This window comes from Streptosporangium sp. NPDC050855 (assembly GCF_044456585.1).
In the GTDB taxonomy this organism is placed as follows: Bacteria; Actinomycetota; Actinomycetes; order Streptosporangiales; family Streptosporangiaceae; genus Streptosporangium; species Streptosporangium longisporum.
This window is the reverse complement of record NZ_JBITFY010000008.1, coordinates 96727-115764: the sequence shown is the minus strand read 5'-3', so window position 1 is coordinate 115764 and position 19038 is coordinate 96727. Positions and strand designations below refer to the sequence as shown.

Annotated in this window: 14 protein-coding genes; 6 read left to right on the top strand and 8 right to left on the bottom strand. The window is 73.5% G+C overall.

The window, feature by feature from the left end; translation table 11 throughout:
- Window positions 1-2 precede the first annotated feature (2 nt).
- Window positions 3-473, top strand: a complete 471-nt coding sequence (locus ACIBCT_RS17610; RefSeq protein ID WP_399189639.1) for a MarR family winged helix-turn-helix transcriptional regulator — start codon at window positions 3-5, stop codon at window positions 471-473.
- A 111-nt stretch (window positions 474-584) separates the two neighbouring features.
- Here ACIBCT_RS17610 and ACIBCT_RS17605 read toward each other — a convergent pair whose 3' ends face one another.
- From ACIBCT_RS17605 to ACIBCT_RS17585, 5 genes are all read right to left on the bottom strand, one after another.
- Window positions 585-3491, bottom strand: a complete 2907-nt coding sequence (locus tag ACIBCT_RS17605) for an AfsR/SARP family transcriptional regulator (protein WP_399189637.1) — start codon at window positions 3489-3491, stop codon at window positions 585-587.
- Between the two features lie 110 nt (window positions 3492-3601).
- Complete coding sequence (locus ACIBCT_RS17600; protein WP_399189635.1) at window positions 3602-5755, bottom strand: peptidase domain-containing ABC transporter; 2154 nt, start codon at window positions 5753-5755, stop codon at window positions 3602-3604.
- 8 nt (window positions 5756-5763) lie between these two features.
- Complete coding sequence (locus ACIBCT_RS17595; RefSeq protein ID WP_399189633.1) at window positions 5764-6939, bottom strand: TIGR04500 family putative peptide maturation system protein; 1176 nt, start codon at window positions 6937-6939, stop codon at window positions 5764-5766.
- Window positions 6929-7936, bottom strand: coding sequence for an MvdC/MvdD family ATP grasp protein (locus tag ACIBCT_RS17590; protein WP_399189631.1), 1008 nt, complete (start codon window positions 7934-7936; stop codon window positions 6929-6931). The genes ACIBCT_RS17595 and ACIBCT_RS17590 overlap by 11 nt, the downstream gene beginning before the upstream one ends.
- 165 nt (window positions 7937-8101) lie before the next feature.
- Window positions 8102-8272: a hypothetical protein gene (locus ACIBCT_RS17585; protein ID WP_399189629.1), complete on the bottom strand. Its 171-nt coding sequence runs from the start codon at window positions 8270-8272 to the stop codon at window positions 8102-8104.
- A 233-nt stretch (window positions 8273-8505) separates the two neighbouring features.
- On the opposite strand from ACIBCT_RS17585, the gene ACIBCT_RS17580 reads away from it, so the two are divergent.
- A complete protein-coding gene (locus ACIBCT_RS17580) occupies window positions 8506-9729 on the top strand; it encodes a hypothetical protein (protein ID WP_399189627.1) in 1224 nt (407 codons plus the stop codon).
- A gap of 270 nt (window positions 9730-9999) precedes the next feature.
- On the opposite strand, the gene ACIBCT_RS17575 is transcribed toward ACIBCT_RS17580, so the two are convergent.
- Window positions 10000-12660: an ATP-binding protein gene (locus ACIBCT_RS17575; RefSeq protein WP_399189625.1), complete on the bottom strand. Its 2661-nt coding sequence runs from the start codon at window positions 12658-12660 to the stop codon at window positions 10000-10002.
- A gap of 159 nt (window positions 12661-12819) precedes the next feature.
- Between ACIBCT_RS17575 and ACIBCT_RS17570 the strand changes: the two genes are divergently transcribed.
- From ACIBCT_RS17570 to ACIBCT_RS17555, 4 genes are all read left to right on the top strand, one after another.
- Window positions 12820-13908, top strand: a complete 1089-nt coding sequence (locus ACIBCT_RS17570; protein ID WP_399189623.1) for an alkene reductase — start codon at window positions 12820-12822, stop codon at window positions 13906-13908.
- Window positions 13905-15122, top strand: a complete 1218-nt coding sequence (locus ACIBCT_RS17565) for an MFS transporter (protein ID WP_399189621.1) — start codon at window positions 13905-13907, stop codon at window positions 15120-15122. The genes ACIBCT_RS17570 and ACIBCT_RS17565 overlap by 4 nt, the downstream gene beginning before the upstream one ends.
- Before the next feature lie 231 nt (window positions 15123-15353).
- Complete coding sequence (locus ACIBCT_RS17560; protein ID WP_399189619.1) at window positions 15354-15545, top strand: hypothetical protein; 192 nt, start codon at window positions 15354-15356, stop codon at window positions 15543-15545.
- On the top strand, window positions 15542-15943 hold the full coding sequence (locus ACIBCT_RS17555; protein WP_399189617.1) for a hypothetical protein: 402 nt from the start codon (window positions 15542-15544) through the stop codon (window positions 15941-15943). Before ACIBCT_RS17560 ends, ACIBCT_RS17555 begins: the two co-directional genes overlap by 4 nt.
- Here the strand turns inward: ACIBCT_RS17555 and ACIBCT_RS17550 are convergent.
- Together ACIBCT_RS17550 and ACIBCT_RS17545 are read right to left on the bottom strand one after the other, a co-directional pair.
- On the bottom strand, window positions 15934-16293 hold the full coding sequence (locus tag ACIBCT_RS17550) for a hypothetical protein (protein ID WP_399189615.1): 360 nt from the start codon (window positions 16291-16293) through the stop codon (window positions 15934-15936). The genes ACIBCT_RS17555 and ACIBCT_RS17550 overlap by 10 nt on opposite strands.
- A gap of 190 nt (window positions 16294-16483) precedes the next feature.
- The gene (locus ACIBCT_RS17545) at window positions 16484-18832 is read right to left on the bottom strand and encodes a rhamnogalacturonan lyase (RefSeq protein ID WP_399189613.1); all 2349 of its coding nucleotides are present in this window, start codon (window positions 18830-18832) and stop codon (window positions 16484-16486) included.
- Between the last annotated feature and the right edge of the window lie 206 nt (window positions 18833-19038).

The window sequence follows — 19038 nt, the reverse complement described above, 5'->3', positions numbered from 1 at the left end:
TCATGACCGGCGACAGCGGGGAAGGCATCGACCTGCACTCCTTCGCGGTACGGCTGCGCCGGATGAACACCGAGTTCAACCGCATCGCCCACGAGTTCGCCCACGAGCACGGGCTGCACATCACCGACGTCCAGGCCCTCGTCACGATCTTCGACTCCCCGTCGCCGATCACCCCGAGCCGGCTACGGCAGGAGCTGAACCTGACCTCGGGCGCGGTCACCGCGTGCCTGGACAGGCTGGAACGGGCCGGGCACATCCGCCGGGTCCGCGACGTGCACGACCGGCGCGTGATCCACCTGCACTACCTCGACGCGGCCAAGGAGTTCGCCGCGGCCTTCTTCCGGCCGCTCGGCCGCGGCACGGACAACGCGCTGCGGCGCTTCAGCCCGGACGAGCTGCGCGTCGCGGCCGCCTTCCTCGACGCGATGAACGAGGAGCTCGACCTGCTGCGCGCCACGCCGCGCCCCTCCTGATCGCGCGCACCCGGCGCGCTTTCGCCGACCACCCGCACCCGGCGCGCCTCCACCGATCACGCGTACCGGTGCGTGCCCCCGGCCGCGCGTACCCGGCGCGTGCCGTGGGGCTCAGGAACGCTCGTGGCGCAGTGCGGTCCGCCGGGCGCCGTCGCCCGGGGCGGTCGCGACGAGGCGGCGCGCCATCGCGGTGACGTCGTCGTTCGTCAGGCTGGCACCCATGGCCGTCGCCTCGTCGTACGCCTCCGGCGAGAGGGTGGAGCGCACGGCGGCCACGTTGCGGGGGCCGTCCAACGGGTCCATCAGCTCGGGGGAGTAGCCGACCCGGGAGCCGATGGCCGAGACCGCGCCCAGGAGCACCGCGCCGTCCACGGCCCGGCCCGCCATGCCGAGGGCCCCGGCGAGCACGTGGGCGCAGGCCAGCCAGGAGGTCACGTCCTGTACGCGGTCCAGGTGCACGACCATGCGGGCCATCTGCTGCACCGCCCGGTCGGCGTCGCCCAGGTCCATGGCGACCTTGGCGCCGATCCAGGCCGAGGAGCAGTACGCCCAGTCGTGGCCGCAGGACTCGGCCAGGGCGGAGGCCTGCATGAGCTGCTCGGTGGCGAGCAGCGGATCGCCCGCCACCCTGGTGATCTGCCCGCGGACCATCGTCAGCTCGGCCTCGACCCAGGACAGCCCGGTGGCCTGCACGTGCTTCCAGCCCTCGGCGAGCGCGAGCCGGGCCCGGCCCGGGTCGCCGCTGAGCTGGAGGAAGAACGCCCGGTACGGCAGGGCACGGGCCAGGACCTCGACGTCACCGGACGCCTCGGCCTCCCGCAGCGCCAGCTCGACGTCGTCGTTCCCGGTGAACGGGTCGCCCGCCAGGTAGCGGAGCATCGCCCGGCCGATCAGCGCCTGTCCCCGTCCGGGGTGGCCCGCGTCCGCGAGGTCGAGGGCCTCGGACAGCCGTGCGATGCCCTCGTGCACGTCGCCGTTGCGGTACCAGAACCACGACAGCGCGCCGGTGACGCGCAGCGCGGCGTCCCCGTCGCCCTTGGTCAGGGCGTGGCGGAGGGCGGCCCGCGTGTTCGCCTGCTCGTGGCGGAGCCTGCGCGTCCACAGCGCGCCGTCGAAGGTGCGCAGGCGCCGTCCGGCCGTCTCGGCCAGTTCCACCGCCCAGGCGAGGTGGCGGTCGGCCCACCGGGCACGCTCGCCGGCGGGCAGGGTGCGCAGGGCGTACTGCCGGATGGTCTCCAGCATCCGGTAGCGCCGGGGCAGGGTGGTGCCGTCCACCGTGACCAGCGACTTGGCGACGAGACCGCTCAGCCTGTGCAGCACCGCCGGGGGTCCCGCCACCCGTTCGGCCGCCTCCAGGTCGAACCCGCCCTCGAAGAGGCTCAGGCAGCCGAGCAGGTCCGCCTCGGCCGGGGTGAGCAGGCGCACGCTGGAGGCGATGGCGGCCTCCAGGCTCCGGTGGCGCTCCGGAGCGGTACGGGAGCCGGTGGTCAGCAGCGCGAACCGGTCGCCGAGTCCGTCGGCGATCTGCTCCAGGGACAGGACCCGCGTCTGGGCCGCCGCGAGCTCGATGGCCAGGGGGAGGCCGTCCAGCTCCCGGCAGATCCTGGCGACGAGCTTCCGCTCGTCGTGCCGGGGGCGCTGACCGGGGCGGACGGCGAGGGAGCGTTCGACGAAGAGCTCGACGGCCGCCCCGTCGGGGTCGAGCGGCGGCAGGTCCCAGGTGGTCTCTCCCGCGACGGCCAGCGGCTCCCGGCTCGTGGCGAGCAGCCGCAGGCCGGGGCAGCGGGACAGCAGCGTCTCCGCCAGCGGGGCGACCGCGTCGATCAGGTGCTCGCAGTTGTCGAGGACCAGCAGCGTGTCCCGGTCGCCGATCGAGGCGGCGAGGTGGTCGGCGCTGCCCGTGATGGCCACGCCCATCGCCGCGCCGATCGTGGCCGGCAGCAGCCCCGCGTCTGTCACGTCCGCGAGCAGGACCAGCCACGGGCCGTCCCCGTCCCCGTCCCCGTCCCCGTCCCCGTTCCCGTCGCCGTGTCGCCGGGCGACCTCCAGGGCCGTCCGGCTCTTGCCCGTGCCGCCCAGGCCGGTGATCGTCACCAGCCGGTTCGCGGCGAGCAGGTCCGTGACCGTGTTCACGGCGGCGTCGCGTCCCACGAGGCGGGTCAGCGGCACCGGCAGTCTCGGGCGGGCCGGCCGCCGCTCCGGTTCGGCGAGCCGCGCCGTCTCCTTCGGAGTCCGCCGGTCCAGGGCGGGGTCCTGCCGGAGCAGCGCCGTCTCCATGGCGCGCAGCGAGGGGCCGGGGTCCACGCCGAGGTCCTCGCTCAGCCGCTCGCGCGCCGTGCGCAGGGCGGCCAGGGACTCCCCCTGCCGCCCGTCGCGGTACAGGGCGAGCGCGAGCAGCTCCCAGGACCGCTCGGCCAGCGGGTGCTCGCGCACCAGCGCCTCCAGCTCGCCCACCGCCTGGACGGCCGTGCCCATCGCCAGCAGGGCCGCCGCGTGGTCCTGGCGGGCGGCCAGCCGGGCGTTCTCCAGCCGGGCGATCTCGGCGCTCGCCACGTCGGTGTCGCCGAGGTCGGCGTACGCGGGCCCGCGCCACAGCGCGAGCGCGGTCGCGAGGGTCTCCGCGGCGGCCGGAGGGTCGTCGGCCAGGAGCCGCGCGCCGCGCTCGGCCAGGGCGACGAAGCGCTCGGAGTCCACCGACTCCGGCCTGACGCGCAGGGCGTAGCCCGGTCCCTGGCGGACGAGCAGGCCCGTGGCCGAGCGTGGGGGCCGGTCCGGCTCCAGGACCTTCCTCAGCTTGGTGACGTACGTGTAGAGGGTGGCCACGCCGCTGTCGGGGGCCTGCTCCCCCCAGATCGCGTCGACGATGCGGTCGGTCGTGATCATCTTGCCCTGCGCGATGAGCAGGGTCGCGACCAGGGCCTTGACGCGGGGGCCGCCGAGGACGAGCCGTTCCCCCCGGCGGGACACGGTCAGCGGGCCCAGGACGGAGAAGTCGAGTCCGGCCGGTTCAGCGCTCACCCGTGACCCGTTTCCCTCTGCCGTCAGCGTCGTCCGAATATCGACCTGTCGCTTTTATACCTCAGAGGTCTATAAAGGCAAAACGATTTCGCCCGGTGGGGAGCCGCCGCCTACGGCGGGAGCGGCGAGTCGGCGGGGACCGGTTCCGTGCCGGGATCGGCCGTCCGGTGCTGGTGGCGGACCAGGTCGGCGTAGTGGCCGTCGCGGGCCATCAGCCACCGGTGGGTGCCGGTCTCGACCACCCGGCCGCGGTCGAGCACGACGATCAGGTCGGCGTCCTGGACGGTCGACAGCCGGTGGGCGATGATCACCTGCGTCTGCCCGAGACCGAGCAGGTTGCGGCGGATGCGCTCCTCGGTGACCGCGTCCAGGCTGGCGGTCGGCTCGTCCAGCAGCAGGATCCGCGGGCGGCGGAAGAGCGCGCGGGCCAGGGCGAGCCGCTGGCGCTGCCCGCCGGACAGGCGCGAGCCCCCCTCGCCGATGTCGGTGCCGTAGCCCTGCGGGAGCCGCACGATCTCGTCGTGGATCTCGGCCATGCGGGCGGCGTGCTCGGTCTCCCGTCCGCCCGGCCCGGAGAAGCCGGTGATGTTGTCCCCGACGGTGCCGGCGAACAGGTGCGGCTGCTGGGTGACCACCCCCACCTGACGGCGGAGCCACTGCCGGTCGAGCTCCTCCAGCGGCGTCCCGTCGAAGCGGACCTGCCCGGCGGCCGGCTCCACCAGCCCGACCAGCACGCGTCCCAGCGTGGTCTTGCCCGACCCGGACGCGCCGACGATCGCGACCCTGGCGCCGGCCGGGATGCGCAGACAGACGTCCCGCAGCACCGGCGTGCGGGCGTCGTAGCCGGTGCTGAGCCCGGTGACGGTGATGTCGCCGCGCAGCCCGCCCTCCGGCCGGAGACCGCCCGCCGGTTCGGGCGCCGTGCCCATCAGGTCGGCGATCCGCCCGATGTGCGCGGCGGCGAGCTGGAGCTGGTACACGATGCCGAGCAGCGACGCGAGCGGCGTGGTCGCCGAGACGGCCAGGGACACCAGGGCGAGCCGGTCGCCCAGCGTCGCGCCACCGCCGGCGGTGGCGAACACGGCGACGAGCAGTCCCAGGTGGAGCGCCAGCTGCACGGCGTTGCTCGCCGCCTGCACCCCGGCCACGTGCCGGTCACGGGCCGCCCCGGCGGCCAGCTCCTCGTCGTGGTGCTCGCGCCAGCGGGCGACGACGGCCGCCTCGCCGCCGGAGGCCTTGACCGCCTCGATGCCGGTGAGACCGTCGATCAGGATCGACTGGGTGGTGGCGCCGGTGTGCAGCGCGGCCAGGGCCAGGTGCATCCCGCGCCGGGCCGTGGCCAGTACCACGGTGGCCTGGGCGGCGGCGGCCGTGAGCGTCAGCAGCGCCAGCCCGGGCGAGGCCACGAGCAGCAGGGTCACGTACGACACGGCGGTGAACAGGTCGAACAGGAAGGTCAGCGACCGTTCGGTGAGCAGGTCGCGCAGCATCGCCACCCCGCTGAGCCTGCTCAGCAGGTCACCGCTGGACCGGCGCTGGAAGAAGCGGTACGGCAGGGCCAGCGTGTGGCCGACGAGCCCGCGCATCACCTCGCCCGCCACCGAGGTCTGCAACCTGATCAGCACCCGGGCGCGGGTCCACGACAGCAGCGCGTGCGCGAGGACGACGCACAGGGCCGCCGCCGCGAGCGTCGTCACGCCCGCCTCCACCGGCCGGTCCACCACGAGCTTGGTGAACAGCGGCACGGCCAGCCCGAGGAGCTGTGCGCCGAGCGAGGCCAGCAGCACGGCGACGATCAGCCCCCGGTTCGCCAGCGCGGGTCTCACCAGCGGGCGGAACACCCGCCACGGCCGGGACCGGACGGCGGGGACGAGCCCGTCGGGGGCGTCGGCGAGCAGCACCGTGCCGGAGTATCCGGCCTCGAACTGCCGCGGGGACAGCCGCCGCCGCCCGCGCGCCGGGTCGAGGACGAGGACGCCGCGCGGGGTGGCGTGCTCGACCACGACGAAGTGGTTGTCCTCCCACAGCGCGATGAACGGCGCGGGAAGCCCCGCGACGGTGTCCATCGGGGCGCGGCAGGCGCGCAGCCGCAACCCGAAGCGGGCACCGGCCTGGATCATGTCGCGCAGGCTCGCCCCGTCGACGCCCTCGGCGAGGTGCTCGCGCACCTCCGCCATGCCGGTACGGCGCCCCAGCCCGCCGAGCACCATGGACAGGCAGGCGGCACCGCAGTCGCTGCGGGCGAGCTGCATCCGCAGCGGCACTCTCCTCCTCACAGCCAGAACCACCTGATGTCGGCCGTGCGCCGCCGCTCGTCCAGCCAGGCCTGGAAGGCCGCGTCGCGCGCTGCGTCGAGCACCTCCGGAGCCTCGGGGTCGGCCGGGACGACCTCGTACACGACCCCGGCCAGGTGGCCGCCGTCGTAGGGGACCGGCCCGATCGCCGTGCCCGCGGGCACGGCGCGCAGGGGCTCGGGCAGCGCGGGGGTGAGCGCCGCGGTGACCCGCAGCTCCAGCCCCTGCGCGTCGGCGTCCCGGGGGGCCGGGAGTCCGGTCCGGTACGCGTCCGCGGTCCCGCTCCCGGTCCCGCTCCCGCTCCCGGTCCCGCTCCCGGTTTCGGCCCCGGTCCCGGACGCGGGCAGCAGTGCCGCGGTCACCCGGTCCGTGAACCCGGTCACCGGGCCGTCGGCGAGGGCGCGCAGCGCGTCCGGCCGGGGCCCGGTCACCCACGCGGCACGCCGCAGCGCGAAGTCCCCGGCGTGTTCGGCGAGACGGCGCCGGGCGGGTTCGCCGGCGAAGCGCTCGCGGACCCGGGCGACGAGCGCCTGCGTCCTGACGTGGTCCCAGAACACCTCCTCGGACATACCGGTGTCGGCGAGCCACTCCAGCGTCTGCGCGCGGCCGGTGAGCCCGCGCCGCCTGCGGAACTCGTCGGCGGCCCGCTGCGTCTCGGCGGTGGTCGCCGGTGGCTCGTCCCGCAGCTCGTCGAGGACGATGCGGTGGTCCACCAGCCGCTCGTGCAGCCGCCGGTCGCGGGCGCCGAGCGCGCGGATGGTGGACAGCGCCGCGGTGATCGAGAGCCCGGTGCCGTCGACGCTGAGGACGTGGGCCGCGGCCCAGTGGGTGGAGTGGTCGACGAGCCAGGGAACGCCGTCGTCCACCTCGGCCGACAGCGCGACGGTGCCGCCCTCGGGGTGGTCGAGGAGCAGGTCGTGGCCGATCCTGGTCGCTCCCGGCGGCTCGTCGACCACGAGCTGGGCGCGCAGCCACGGCCGCCGGGCGCCCCAGTCCCGTACGGACCGGTGGGCGTCGTCCGCCGCGTCCCGGGCGGTCGGCAGGGAGCGCAGGAGGGCGACCGCGTCGGCGAGGTCGGCCGCGAAGGCGCTGCGGGCGAGGGTGGCGGGCGCGGCGCCGGTCCGGAGAAAGGGCGTGCTCTGGTCAGCGGGCATCGGTGGGATCCTCGGGACGGGGACGGGCGGTGGCGTCGGCGAGCCAGTCGGCGATCGCGTCACCGATGGGCAGGCCGGTCAGCATCTCGACGAAGGCCCACTGCCCGCCGATGTTGAGTTCCAGGAAGACGTACCGGCCGTCGGGCGTGACGACGAGGTCCAGGGCGCCGAAGCTCAGGCCGAGCCCCGCGACCAGGCGGACGCAGCGCTCCGCGACGTCCGGCGGGAGGTCGTAGGCGGAGTAGCCCACGTTGGGGTCGTCGTAGTGCCGCCAGTCGACGGCGGTCAGCCGGGAGGCCTGGGAGTCGATGCGGGCGGCGAACACGCGCTCGCCGACCACGGTCACCCGCAGCTCGTACGCCTTCGGCAGGTTGGGCTGCAGCATCGCCGGGCCGTACCGGAGCCGGTGCCGGCCCGACAGCCGCCGCCGGGGCACCACCGTGGTGTAGAGGTGACGCGGCTCACCGTCCAGCGTGAACGGGCGGGCGTCGAGCGTCTTGGTGATGAGGCGGCCACCGGCGCGGTTCCACGCCGGGACGAGCTCGTCCGGGTCGTTCGTCACGACCGTGTCGACCACGTCGAACCCCAGTTCCACGGCCCGGTACAGGTGCAGCAGCTTGTTGTCGATCGCCGCGCCCCGGTGCGGGCGCACCGGCATCCAGCGCGCCCCCACCATGAGGTCGTACGCGCCGGTGAGCGCCACCTTGGCCACGTGCTCGGCGAACGCCCGCTGCGAGGGTTCCGGCACCTCGGGCGCGGACGGTGTGCCGGGGCGGCGGTCCCAGACCGCGGTCACCGCCGACAGGTCGTACGTCTCGCCCCGGTAGGTCAGCGTCTGCCGCCAGCGCCCGCCGACGAGGCTCGTGGTGAGGGTGGAGGCCCCGGGGTAGTCGGCCTCGTCCCACCACAGCAGGGGCACGCCGCGCTCCCGGAGGCCGGGCAGCACGGCGTGAACCGAGTCGTCGCGGGCGCTGCTGATGATCAACAACACGGTCACGTGCTCCTTCGCCGTCGTGGGGTGGGGCCGGTGCCCGCGGACACCGGCCCCGTCGTTCACCGGGCGGCCGGTCGTTCCCGGCCGTACCTGATCGGCCGGTCGTCCCCGGCCGGCCGTCACCGCCGGGACCCGGTCATGGCCGTCGAGGCCGGGTCACCGAGGGGATCAGGTCATCTTGCAGTCGGTGGTCCCGTCGTCGTTCAGGGCGGTGCAGAGGTAGCCCGAACCGGGCTTCATGCCCGCGCTGATGCCCGAGCCCGCGACGACGTCCAGGTCGTCGCCGGTGAGCGGGGAGACCCCGGCGGGAAGGTCGTCGATCTTCAGCATGTCGTTCATGACACGTCCCATCTGGTCGTACGGAGCCGTGCTCTACGGCCCTGTGAAGACAATGACGATCACGACTTGAGCTCTTCTGGAAACGCACTGGAGCCGACTTGAGGCGGTCGGCCGGTCCCGGACGGCCGGACGGCACCGGCACGGCGACCTCGCCACGCCGCCCGCGGGAAGCCTGTGAGTCCTCTCAGTGCGTCTCAGCGTCGGCACAGCGGCCCCGGTCTACCGTCCGGTACATGACGAACGTGCCGCGAGCCGCCGAACCGTCCCGGGAGCCGACCACGGCGGAGGACGGTGGCCGGATCACGGCCCGGGACGCGCGGGCGGCGGGCGTGCCGGTTCCCGTCGGGGGACGGCGGCCGTCGGCGCACCGGGCGGGGTACGCGGCCCTCGGCTGGGCGCTGGTGTACGGGGGGTTCGGGCTGGTCTCGACGTCGGCCGGGTCGGCGCTCTTCCACCGTGCCGCCGAACCGCTGCCGGTCGCCCTGAACTGGGTCGTCGTGGCCGTGGCCGCCGTGACGGTGATCACGGTCCCGGCCGCGGTACGGCCGGATCCGCGCATCCCCCGGGCGGTGGTGCTCGCCACGCTGGCCGGGCTCTGCGTGGTGAGCGGTGTGGCCGCGTTCGGCCTGCTCATGGATGTGATCACGCTCGTCTTCGCCCAGGCCGTCGGCAGCTGGACGGCGACCGCCAACCGGGCACTCGCCGCGATCGGCGTGGTGCTGCTCGTCGCCACGGCCCGCGCCTACCGCTCGGCCGCGTACGGGACCTGCCCGCGGTGCGGCTCCGTGCACACGTCCCCGGCCGTTCCCGCGGCCGACCCTTCGGTCGCGTCTCCGGCCGTCCGCCCGGCCGCGCTCTCGGTCGTGCGGGGCGGGCCGGAGCCCGTACCGGCTTCGCGGCGCGTCCGCCTGACGGCCTACCTGGGCGCGGCGGCGTTCCTGCCGTACGCGGCGATGAAGACGACATGGGCGCTGGGCGGCACCTTCGCCGGTGTCGGCGGGGCGGAGATGACGGCGACGATGGAGCGCAACGGCGCCTCGGAGCTCATGCTGACCCTGGAGCGCTGGGGCGTCGACGTCACGGCGCTGCTGGCCGCGCTGGGCGTGTTCCTCATCCTCGGGCTGGTCAGGCCGTGGGGACAGGTGTTCCCCAGGTGGACGCTCGCCCTGCGCGGCAGGCGGGTGCCCCGCTGGCTGCCGCTGGCCCCCGCGCTGGTCGGTGTCGCCACGCTCGCCCCCTACGGGGTGGCCGGGCTCGTCTACGCCGCGCTCGGCACGGCAGGTGTGGTGGCCGTCCCCCGGGGGGATTTCCCCACCCCGGGGGACGCCCTGCTGGTGATCTGGTTCGGGCTCGGCGCCTTCGCCGTGTACGGCGTCGCCCTGGCCGTGGCCGCCCGTTCCTACCTGCGCCGCACCCGGCCGGTATGCGCGCTCGCCGGGGCGGGGGCCGTGGCGTGAGCCACGCGGTCCGGCCACGGGTCACGTGCCCGCGCTACCCCGGCGCAGGCGGCTGGATGACCGCAAGGCCCTGTGCCGCATCCTGTTCGTGCTCTACACCGCGATCCCGTGGGGGTTCCTGATGTTGGGAGTCGTAAGGGATATCGGTCAGCTCTCGCCTCGGGTAGCCCCCTCGCTTGGACGACTACAAGAAATGTGACAGCAAGCCCGGCTCGCCGAGCTGCTCCTGTTCGGAGGCCAAGAGCGCGGCTGCGCGAATGCCGGCGTGGCTCAGGTGAGGTCGAGACGGGCCAGCTCCCGGCGTGACCGGATGCCGAGTTTGCGGTAGGCCCGATAAAGGTGGTGCTCTATCGTGCGCGGGCTGAGGAACAGGTGCGCGGCGATCTCCCGGCTTGTGCTCCCGTCCCTGGCCAGACGTACGACCTGGAGTTCCTGGGGCGTGAGCCTCTCCAGCGGGTCGGCGGCCGTCGGCCGGGCGGCCAGGACGGACTCTCCTGTCGCCCTCAGCTCCGCCTCCGTCCGCGCCCGCCACGGCGCGGCCCGCAACCGCTCGAAGGTCTTCAGTGCCGCCCGCAGCGGGGTGCGGGCGTCGCTGCTGCGCCGGGCCCGGCGCAGCCACTCGCCGTACACCAGCTCGGTGCGCGCCTGTTCGAAAGGCCGGTCCGCGCGCCGGTGCGCCGCCAGGGCGCGCAGATAGTCGTCCTCGTCGTCACTCAGCAGCCCGCGGCAGCGGGCACTGACCGCCTCGGCCCATGGCTGGTTCCCGGCGCGTGCCCAGGCTTCCAGGCGGCGCAGGGGCTCCTGGGCCCGTTCGGGCTCGCCCAGCCGCACGGCCGCCTCGACCTGCTCGGCTCCGGCTGTGACCAGCACCGTCAGGTGGCGCAGCGGTCCTCGCGCCGCGGCCTCGAGCCGCTCCAGCACCCGGTCGTAGCGTCCGAGTCCCAGGTCGAGCAGGCAGAGTGCGGCGAGGCCGGTCATGCCACCGGCGTCCGGCCGGTCGCTGGCGAGTCGGACGCAACGTTGCTCGTCGCCCTCGATCGCCGCCACTCTGGCCAGTACCGAGTGCAGCCGCGGCATGCGCTGGTGCATCCCGGTGTCACGAGCCAGCTGAACGGCCTCCGCGATGGACGCCTCGGCGTCACGGTGCCTGCCGGCCTGCACCTGCACTCCGGCCAGATCCTGCAGCACCTGCGGCAGTGCCCCCACCAGGCCCTGACTGCGCAACCGCGTCACCTCGGCGCCCGCGAGGGCGGTGGCCGCGTCGTCGTCGGTCATGACCATCGCGCAGAACGCGGCCCACGGCATGGTGGCGCCCTCCGGCGGCGTGCGCGGCGCTTGGCCGGTGACGTCAAGCGGCGTGTGCGCGACGAACCGTGCCAGCAGCGGCAGGCCGCGCGCGTAGTCGTCGTCGATCAGGCTCGCCAGTCCCTGGACCATCGGATCCTGTGTGTTCATGTCGGCCAGCCGCGCGGCCGCGCCCCGGATCACCTCCGCCTCGCCGCAGAGCCAGGCGTACCCGGCCGCCGTGCGCAGCATGGGCACGGCGCGCACCGGATCCGCAGCCGCACACCGTTCCAACAGGAGACGGGCGGCCGACCGGCCCTGTCCCCGCTCGAACTCCACCGCCGCTCGTATCTCGGTCAGCGTGGCGAGGGACGTGGGATCGTCCAGCAGGCCCTCGGCCTGGCCGACGAGGCCGGCGGCGTGGTCGGCATGGCCGGACGAGAGCGCCAGCGCCGCCGCCTGGCCCAGCCGGGCGGCCCGGTCGCGGGGGCGCGGGGTGAAGGTCGCGGCCTGTTCCCACAACCCGGCGGCGGCGGCGAAGGCGGCCCGGCCGCGAGCTCGTTCGGCGGCGCGCGTCAAGGCCACCGCCAGGCCCTCGTCAGGTGAGGTCGCCGCCGCCGCGAGGTGCCGGACCCGGCAGTCGTCGTCGGTGGCCGCGTCCGCCAGCGCCCGGTGCACGGTGATCCGTCGCGCCAGCGGCGCGCCCTGGTAGGCGGCGGTGCGGATCAGGGGATGGCGGAAGGCGATGGCCGCGGCACTCACCTCGACCAGCCCGGCCTTCTCGGCCTCCTCCAGGTCTTCCGGCCGCACTCCGAGCGCGTCCGCGGCGCTCAGCAGCATCGGCAGGTCGCCACGACCCTCGGCGGCGGCCATCAGCATCATCAGGCGGGTCCTGTCGGGCAGCAGGGCGATGCGCGAGCGGAAGGACGCGAGCACCCGGTCGGCGATCGGGACCGGACCGGCCGCCGAATGATAGCGCCTCCGTTCGGAGGAGAACTCGATCAGCGCCAGCGGGTTTCCCTCCGACTCGGCGATCACCTGCTCCCGCGCCGCGGGGGTCAGACCCCGGTGGGCCAGGACGCGTTCCGCGTCCTCCTTCGACAGCCTCGACGGGCGGACCTCGGGCAGACCAGGGGCGGCGAAACCCTCCTGTCGCGCGGCGAACAGCAGCGCCACGCTCTCGTCCGTCAGGCGCCGGGCGGCGAACAGCAGTGCGTCGGCGGTGGCATGATCGAGCCAGTGCGCGTCGTCGACCAGGCAGAGCAGCGGTCCGTCGTCGGCCAGAGAGGCCAGCAGGGTCATCACGGCCAGCCCGGACAGGAACCTGTCCTGCCCGGGCGAGCCGCCCGAGCCGAGCACCGCCCGCAGCGCGTCCGCCTGTGTCCCCGGCAGGGCATCGAGATGTTCCCGGACCGGCCAGAGCAGTTGGACGAGCCCGGCGAAGGCGAGATCCGCCTCCGTCTCGATGCCGGTGGCCCTCAGTATCCGCACGCCGCTGCCGGTGCAGTACTCGGCGGCCCAGTCCAGCAACGCCGATTTGCCGATGCCGGGCTCACCGCGCAGGACGAGACCGCCGCTGTGGCCCGTACGCGCGGCCTCCACGAGGTCCTTGATCGCGGCCTGCTCGCTCGTCCTTCCGTGCAGCACCGACCACGCCTCTCGTCCGCGGATACGAGTACGTACGGCGTGCCGTCCGGGGTACGTGCTCGATCCCAGTAGTCCAGTACCGAAACCTTACCGATTCGGCCTCCGACCTCCTTTTCCTACTCTCGGGACGACATCGATCCCGTGATAAGGAATAGAGACGTGAACGAGCTGCTCACAACGGTTGCCATCGGCGAACTCGATCTTCCCAACCGCCTGGTCATGGCGCCCATGACGCGCAACCGGGCGCGCGACGGGCTCGTCGGCGAACTGACCGCCGAGTACTACGCCCAGCGCGCCGCCGCCGGCCTGATCATCACCGAGGGCACCCAGCCATGCGTGATCGGCCAGGGCTACATCGACACCCCGGGCCTGCACTCGCCGGAGCAGGCAGCGGCCTGGCGGCTGGTCACCGACGCGGTACACCGGCGAGGCGGCCGCATCGCGGTACAGATCATGCACTCCGGCCGCATCGGTCATCCCTGCCTGTATCCCGCGGGCGAGCTTCCTCTCGCTCCGTCGGCGATCCGCTCCGGAGAGCGCCTTCACACCCCGCAAGGACTGCTGGAGCACCCCACCCCGCGAGAGATGACCCTGGCCGACATCGATCAGGCGGTCGAGGATTTCGCGAACGCGGCCCGGTTGGCGATGGACGCCGGCTTCGACGCGGTCGAGCTGCACGGCGCCAGCGGCTACCTGATCCACCAGTTCCTGTCGGACAACACCAACCGGCGCACCGACGCCTACGGTGGTTCGCCGGCCGGACGCCTCAGGTTCGCCGTGGAGGTCGTGCGGGCCGTCACCGACGTGATCGGGCCAGGCCGCACCGGCATCCGCGTCTCCCCCGGCATCACCTACAACGGCATGAACGAGACCGACACGGAAATCCTCTACCCGGAGCTGGCCCGCGCGCTCGCACCGTACGGCCTGGCGTACATGCACGTCTCGGAGAACGGCACACGCGGCGTGACCAAGCTCATCCGGGCGGAGTGGGAAGGCCCGCTCATCCTCAACCCGCACCCGGGCGGCGGTGACGAGCCGGCGAGACCCGCGGACGGGATCGAGGCACTGCGCTCCGGGCTGGCCGACGCGATCTCCTTCGGCCGGCTGTGGCTCGCCAACCCCGACCTGCCCACCCGGATCGCGGCGGGCGGCCCGTACACCGAGGCCGACCCCGGAACCTTCTACGGCGGCGACCACCGCGGCTACACCGACTACCCGGTGCTGTCCCCGACCGGGGAGGGCAGATGAGCGGCTCTTGGACCACCTCCGCCGGAGCGCCGGGTCAGCTCGAAACTCCAGGCCGCGGGATCCCGGCGGCCTGGCCGGCCCTGCTGGCAGGCCCGCTCTCCTTCGGGATCGCCGGGCCCAGCCTCATCCTGCCCGACGCCGCCCGCGACCTCGGGCTGACTCTGGAGGCCGTGACCTGGATCGTCACCGCCTTCGGCTGGGCCGTCGCGATCGGCACCCCCTTGATGGCGGGCCTGCAAAGCCACCGGGGCACACGCCGGGCCCTCCTCACCTGTGCCGCGCTGGTCGCCCTGGGCGCGGTGCTCGTGATGGCCGTGCCCTCGCTGCCGTCGCTCGTCCTGGGCAGCGTCGCTCAAGGGCTCGGCACTGCGGGGTTCACCACGATCGCCATGAGTCTCGCCCGCTCGGCGCGCTTCATGGGACTCGTCACGGCCTCGCTGGCGACGGTCGGATCCACCGCACCGCTGATCGCCGACCTGGCCGGAGAGCTGTTGTCCTGGCAGGCGGCCTTGGCCCTGCCCGCGCTGAGCCTGCTCGCGGTTCCCGGCGTGCTGCGCCACAGACCGGGCGGCCCGGCGCCGGACGCGCCCTTCGACCCGGTGGGCGCGGTGCTGCTGACGGCGTTGGTCACCGCGCTGGTGTTCGTGCCCCACTCATGGCCGGTCGCGGGAGCCGCCGCCGTGACCACCGGTGGGCTGCTGGCGCTCCACCTGCGCTCCAGGCGTGACGGATTCGTGCCCGCGTCGATCGTCCGCGCTCCGGTGTTCCTCCTGATGTCCGGATCGGCGTTCCTGCTGGCCGCGACCAACTTCGGCATGATCTACCTGCTGCCCGCCCTGCTCACCGAACAGGCGGACTGGACCGGCGGCCAGGTGGGGGCCGCCATCCTGTGGCCGCTGATGTTCGGCGGGCTGGCCTCCTACGGGATGATCGCCGCCACCGCGAAAGCGCCGGTGAAGGCCGTCGCCCTGCTCTTCCCCGGGATGGCGGCGGCAGGCGTGGGGCTGGCATGCCTGAGCGTCTCGCCGGCCGTCCTCCTCATCGCTCAGGCGCTCACCTCCCTCGCCGCCGCCTCCGGACAAGGGGCGTTCGCGACGCGCGCCGCCGCCGCGGTGCCCGACGGCTCCAGATCGACGGCGATGGGCCAGTTCAACCTCTGCTACCTGCTCGGCGCCGCGTTCGGCCCGGCCATCGCCGCCGCGCTCGCCGGCTGACCTCGAGGTCCCGGCCCTCGGAGTGTGGCGGAACGAGAACGTACGCCAAGCCGGTTCGCCCAGCTCACCGGTAGTGCGTGATCGTCGTTGACACGGAAGCTTCGGCATCCTCAACCCCGACAGGCCGTCGGGTCTCGACCGGCGAGCACGACACGACCGCTGTCGGATGATCCTCCCGGGTCGAGCCGACGGCCATTCCCTCCATCCGAATCCGATACGAAAGGGAACACCATGACGACGACGACACCTGCGACCGACAACGTCACCACCGCGGCGGGCCGGGTCACCGTGCTCGGTCCAGGTTCCATGGGATCGGCGATGCTTCGGCCGCCGTTGGATCGCCGGATCGCCGACGGCCACGGCGAACAGGGATTCTCGAACCTGTTCGAGCTGCCGGCGAAGGAAGGCCGGACCGCGTCATGAGCTACCAGGACGAAACAATCCTCCTCTTCCGCAACACCATGCGAATCACCGACGGCCACCTGGAGGATTTCCGCGACGCCATCGCCCGAGCCGTGGAGTTCGCCCAGCAGCATGGCCCGCAGCTGATGGTGCAGACCTTCGTGGACGAGAAGCGGATGCTCGCGCACAGCTTCCAGCTTTATCGGGACTCCGAAGCGGTCCGCCTGCACTGGAAACTCGCGGACCCGTTCATACAGGACGTCATGAAGTACTGCCGGGTGGAGCACTTCGAGGTGTTCGGCGAACCGGACGCCGAGGTGGCGGCGGGCCTGCGCTCGTCGCTCGGCGAGCAGACCCCGCTCACGTTCTCCCCCCGCATCGCCGGCTTCCTACGCTTCGGCGTGTCACCTCAGGCGTAGCCGACGCGCCCGCACACCGCCCCGGACGCGAAGCGAAGCTCCCCGTCGGCGTTCGTCTGCGACTGCCTCGCCGATGTCGGGCTGCGCCAGGAGATCCACGAGGGTCTTCGGGTCGTGGAGAACCGGAATCCCGCGAAAAGGACCTCTTCTGCGGCAAGGACGGCGACCTGGCCGGACAGGACAGGGAGCCCCAGGAGGTCGGCATGCTCGCACCGCATCTGCTCCAGTCCGCGCTGGCGCACGTCGACACGCTGCTGATGCGGGAGGTCCCGGCCGATCCGAAGCGGGCGGACGAGCTCACCGGCGCGGACCGCCGAGACGATCCACGAAGGCTGCTCACCCTTCCTCACGCGCAGATCGACGACCGTCCGGACGGACCGATACGGCCAAGGTCATTTTGTTAGGAGTTGCCCGCCCCGCCCCGCCCCGCCCCGACCCGCCCGCCCCGCCCCGGCCCGCCCCGGCCCGCCCGGCCCGGCCCCGCCCGGCCCGGCCCGGCCCGGCCCGGTTCGAAGGCCGGGCCGGGTCCGGTCCGGCCGTCTACCCGTGCCCGGGGGTGCGCCGGGAGGGCAGCGGGACCCGGGACCAGTCGGTGTCGGAGGCCAGGTGGAACCCCGGGTACGCGGGCTGGTTGTAGGTCGTCTGCTGGCGGGCCACCTCCACCCGGTACTGCGGGTCGTGCATCAGGGTGTACAGCTTGTGCCGGGTCACCTCGGTGCTGAGGTGGAACCGGATCGCACCGCTGTCGGCGGTGCGCACCAGCAGCTCCTCCCGCCAGTCGCCCAGGACGTCGGCGACCAGGGCGGGATTGCCCTTCGTGCCGTTGTTGGTCAGCGTGCCCTCGGCGGTGAGCAGCCTGCCGCGCTTCCAGTCGTCGATCGTCGGGGTCTGCAGGACGGTGGTCGCGGTGCCGTTGACGATCTGGGTGGTCAGGTCGGCCGCCCAGCGGATGCTCATGTTCGTGCCCGGGGTGTTCCTGCCCAGGTACTCGCCGCGGGCCGACCACAGGCCCGCCTCGACCGCCTGGTTCGGCGGCATCGAGGACCACGCCTCCATGCCGCGTACGCCGGGCTCGATGTCGCCGACCATGCCGCGCCCGGTGTCCACGCCGCTGTAGCCGCCGAAGAGCACCTCGCCGGTGGCGGCGTCCCGCATCGCCCAGCCGTACGGCGCCGACGCCCCGCCCTCGTGCACCGTCCAGATCTCCAGGCCCGGACGGTCGGGGTCGAGGTCGCCGACGTGCATGGCGTCCCCGTGCCCCAGCCGGACCCGCTGGCCCGGGACGTTGCTCTGCGGCGGCGCCTCGGCGAACGAGGAGTACAGCAGGTCGCCGTTGTGGTCGATCGTCGCGGCGCCGTAGACGATCTCCTGCTTGCCGTCGCCGTCCACGTCGGCCGCGCTCATCGAGTGGAAGCCCTGGGTGGTGATGGTGCCGAACTCCGGGTCGGAGCCGTCCTTGCCGTGCGGCGCGGCGTTGAACGGGTTGGCCATCGGCACGTGGCCGCTGTCGACGGACCAGGTCTTGCTGAGCCTCCTGCCGTTCCAGGCGTAGGCCACCAGCGCGGTGCGCGTGTAGTAGCCGCGGGCGAAGACGGCGTGCGGGCGCCTGCCGTCGAGGTAGGCGACGGCGGACAGGAACCGGTCGACGCGGTTGGCCGGTTCGATGCGGCCCATCGCGTAGTCGCCCCACATCAGCCCGTCGTCGCCGCGGCCCGGCTCGTAGCGGACCGTCTGCAGTTCCCTGCCGGTGGCGCCGTCGAAGACCGTCAGGTACTCCGGCCCGCTGATGACGAAGCCCGCGAACTCGCGCAACCGGTTGTTGGCGCTGCGGCCGGGCGCGTACACGTCCACGAAGTGGTCGGCGAGCTTCGTGGCGTCCTGCCGGGAGAGCGGGTAGGTGTACGCCGGTTCGAGGCCGAGGGCCTGCTCCAGCGTGGCCGGCCAGCGCCCGGCGACCACCTCGGGGTGCTCGTGCCACCCCATGAACATCTCGACCAGGTGGTCGAAGTAGCCGGCCGCGCTGAGGCGGTAGTCGTCCGCGTGCGAGTACCCGGCCCTGACGTCCTTGGCGGGCATGGTGACGTGGCGCTCGGAGACCACCTCGCCGCGGGCGCCATAACGGATGATCTTCGTGCCGGGGGCGGTCTTGACCATCATCTCCGAGCGGCCGTCGCCGTCGAAGTCGTACACCGGGAACTGGGTGTAGTGGGCGCCGGAGCGGATGTTGACGCCCAGGTCGAGCCGCCAGAGCAGGGTGCCGTCGAGCCGGTAGGTGTCGAGGTAGGTGTTGCCGGTATACCCGCGCTGGGAGACGTCCTTGGAGTTCGACGGGTCCCACTTGACGACGAACTCGTAGCGCCCGTCGCCGTCGACGTCGCCGACGCTCATGTCGTTGGCCGCGTAGGTGTACGCCTCGCCGGCCGGGGTGACCCCGTCCGCGGGCTTTCGCAGCGGCAGGTCGTGGAACGCCCCCGACCACGGCGAGACCGGGGCGCTGCGCCGGCCCTCCCTGCCGCGGACGATCGGGGCCACCCGGTACTCGGAGCCGGCCGTGCCCGCGGTGTCCAGGTGGTTGGTGCTGTCGGTGACCGTCGCGATCGGCCTGCCGTCCCGGTAGACCCGGAAGTCGGTGCCGGTCAGGCCGGTGGGACCGTGCCCGGACGCCTCCTCGCCGAGCAGCCGCCAGCTGAGGAACACGCCCTCGCCCGTCGCCGCGGCGACCAGCCCCCGGTCGAGGCGTTCGAGCTGGACGCCCCTGCCGTGCCGGTCGTGACCGGTCGCGAGACCGGTCCCGGCGGCGGCCTCGTGGCCGATCGTGATCGGGATCGTGCAGAGCAGTGCGGCCGAGGCGGCGACGAGGGCGCGGCGGATGCCGCCGGGGGGACTCATGTCAGGGGCTCCCTGGGTCAGGACCGTTCGGGGACGTGATCCTTCCGCGGTACCACCCGTGATCGGTGAGGAGGGTGATGCGGTGCCCCGATGCGTGAGGGTCGGCGCGCCAGGGGGTTCACTCGCGTCTCCATACGGATTAAATCGATATAATAAGGCGGAGGCTATTGGCGCCTTACATCCTTGTCAAGAAGGCTTTTCGCCCC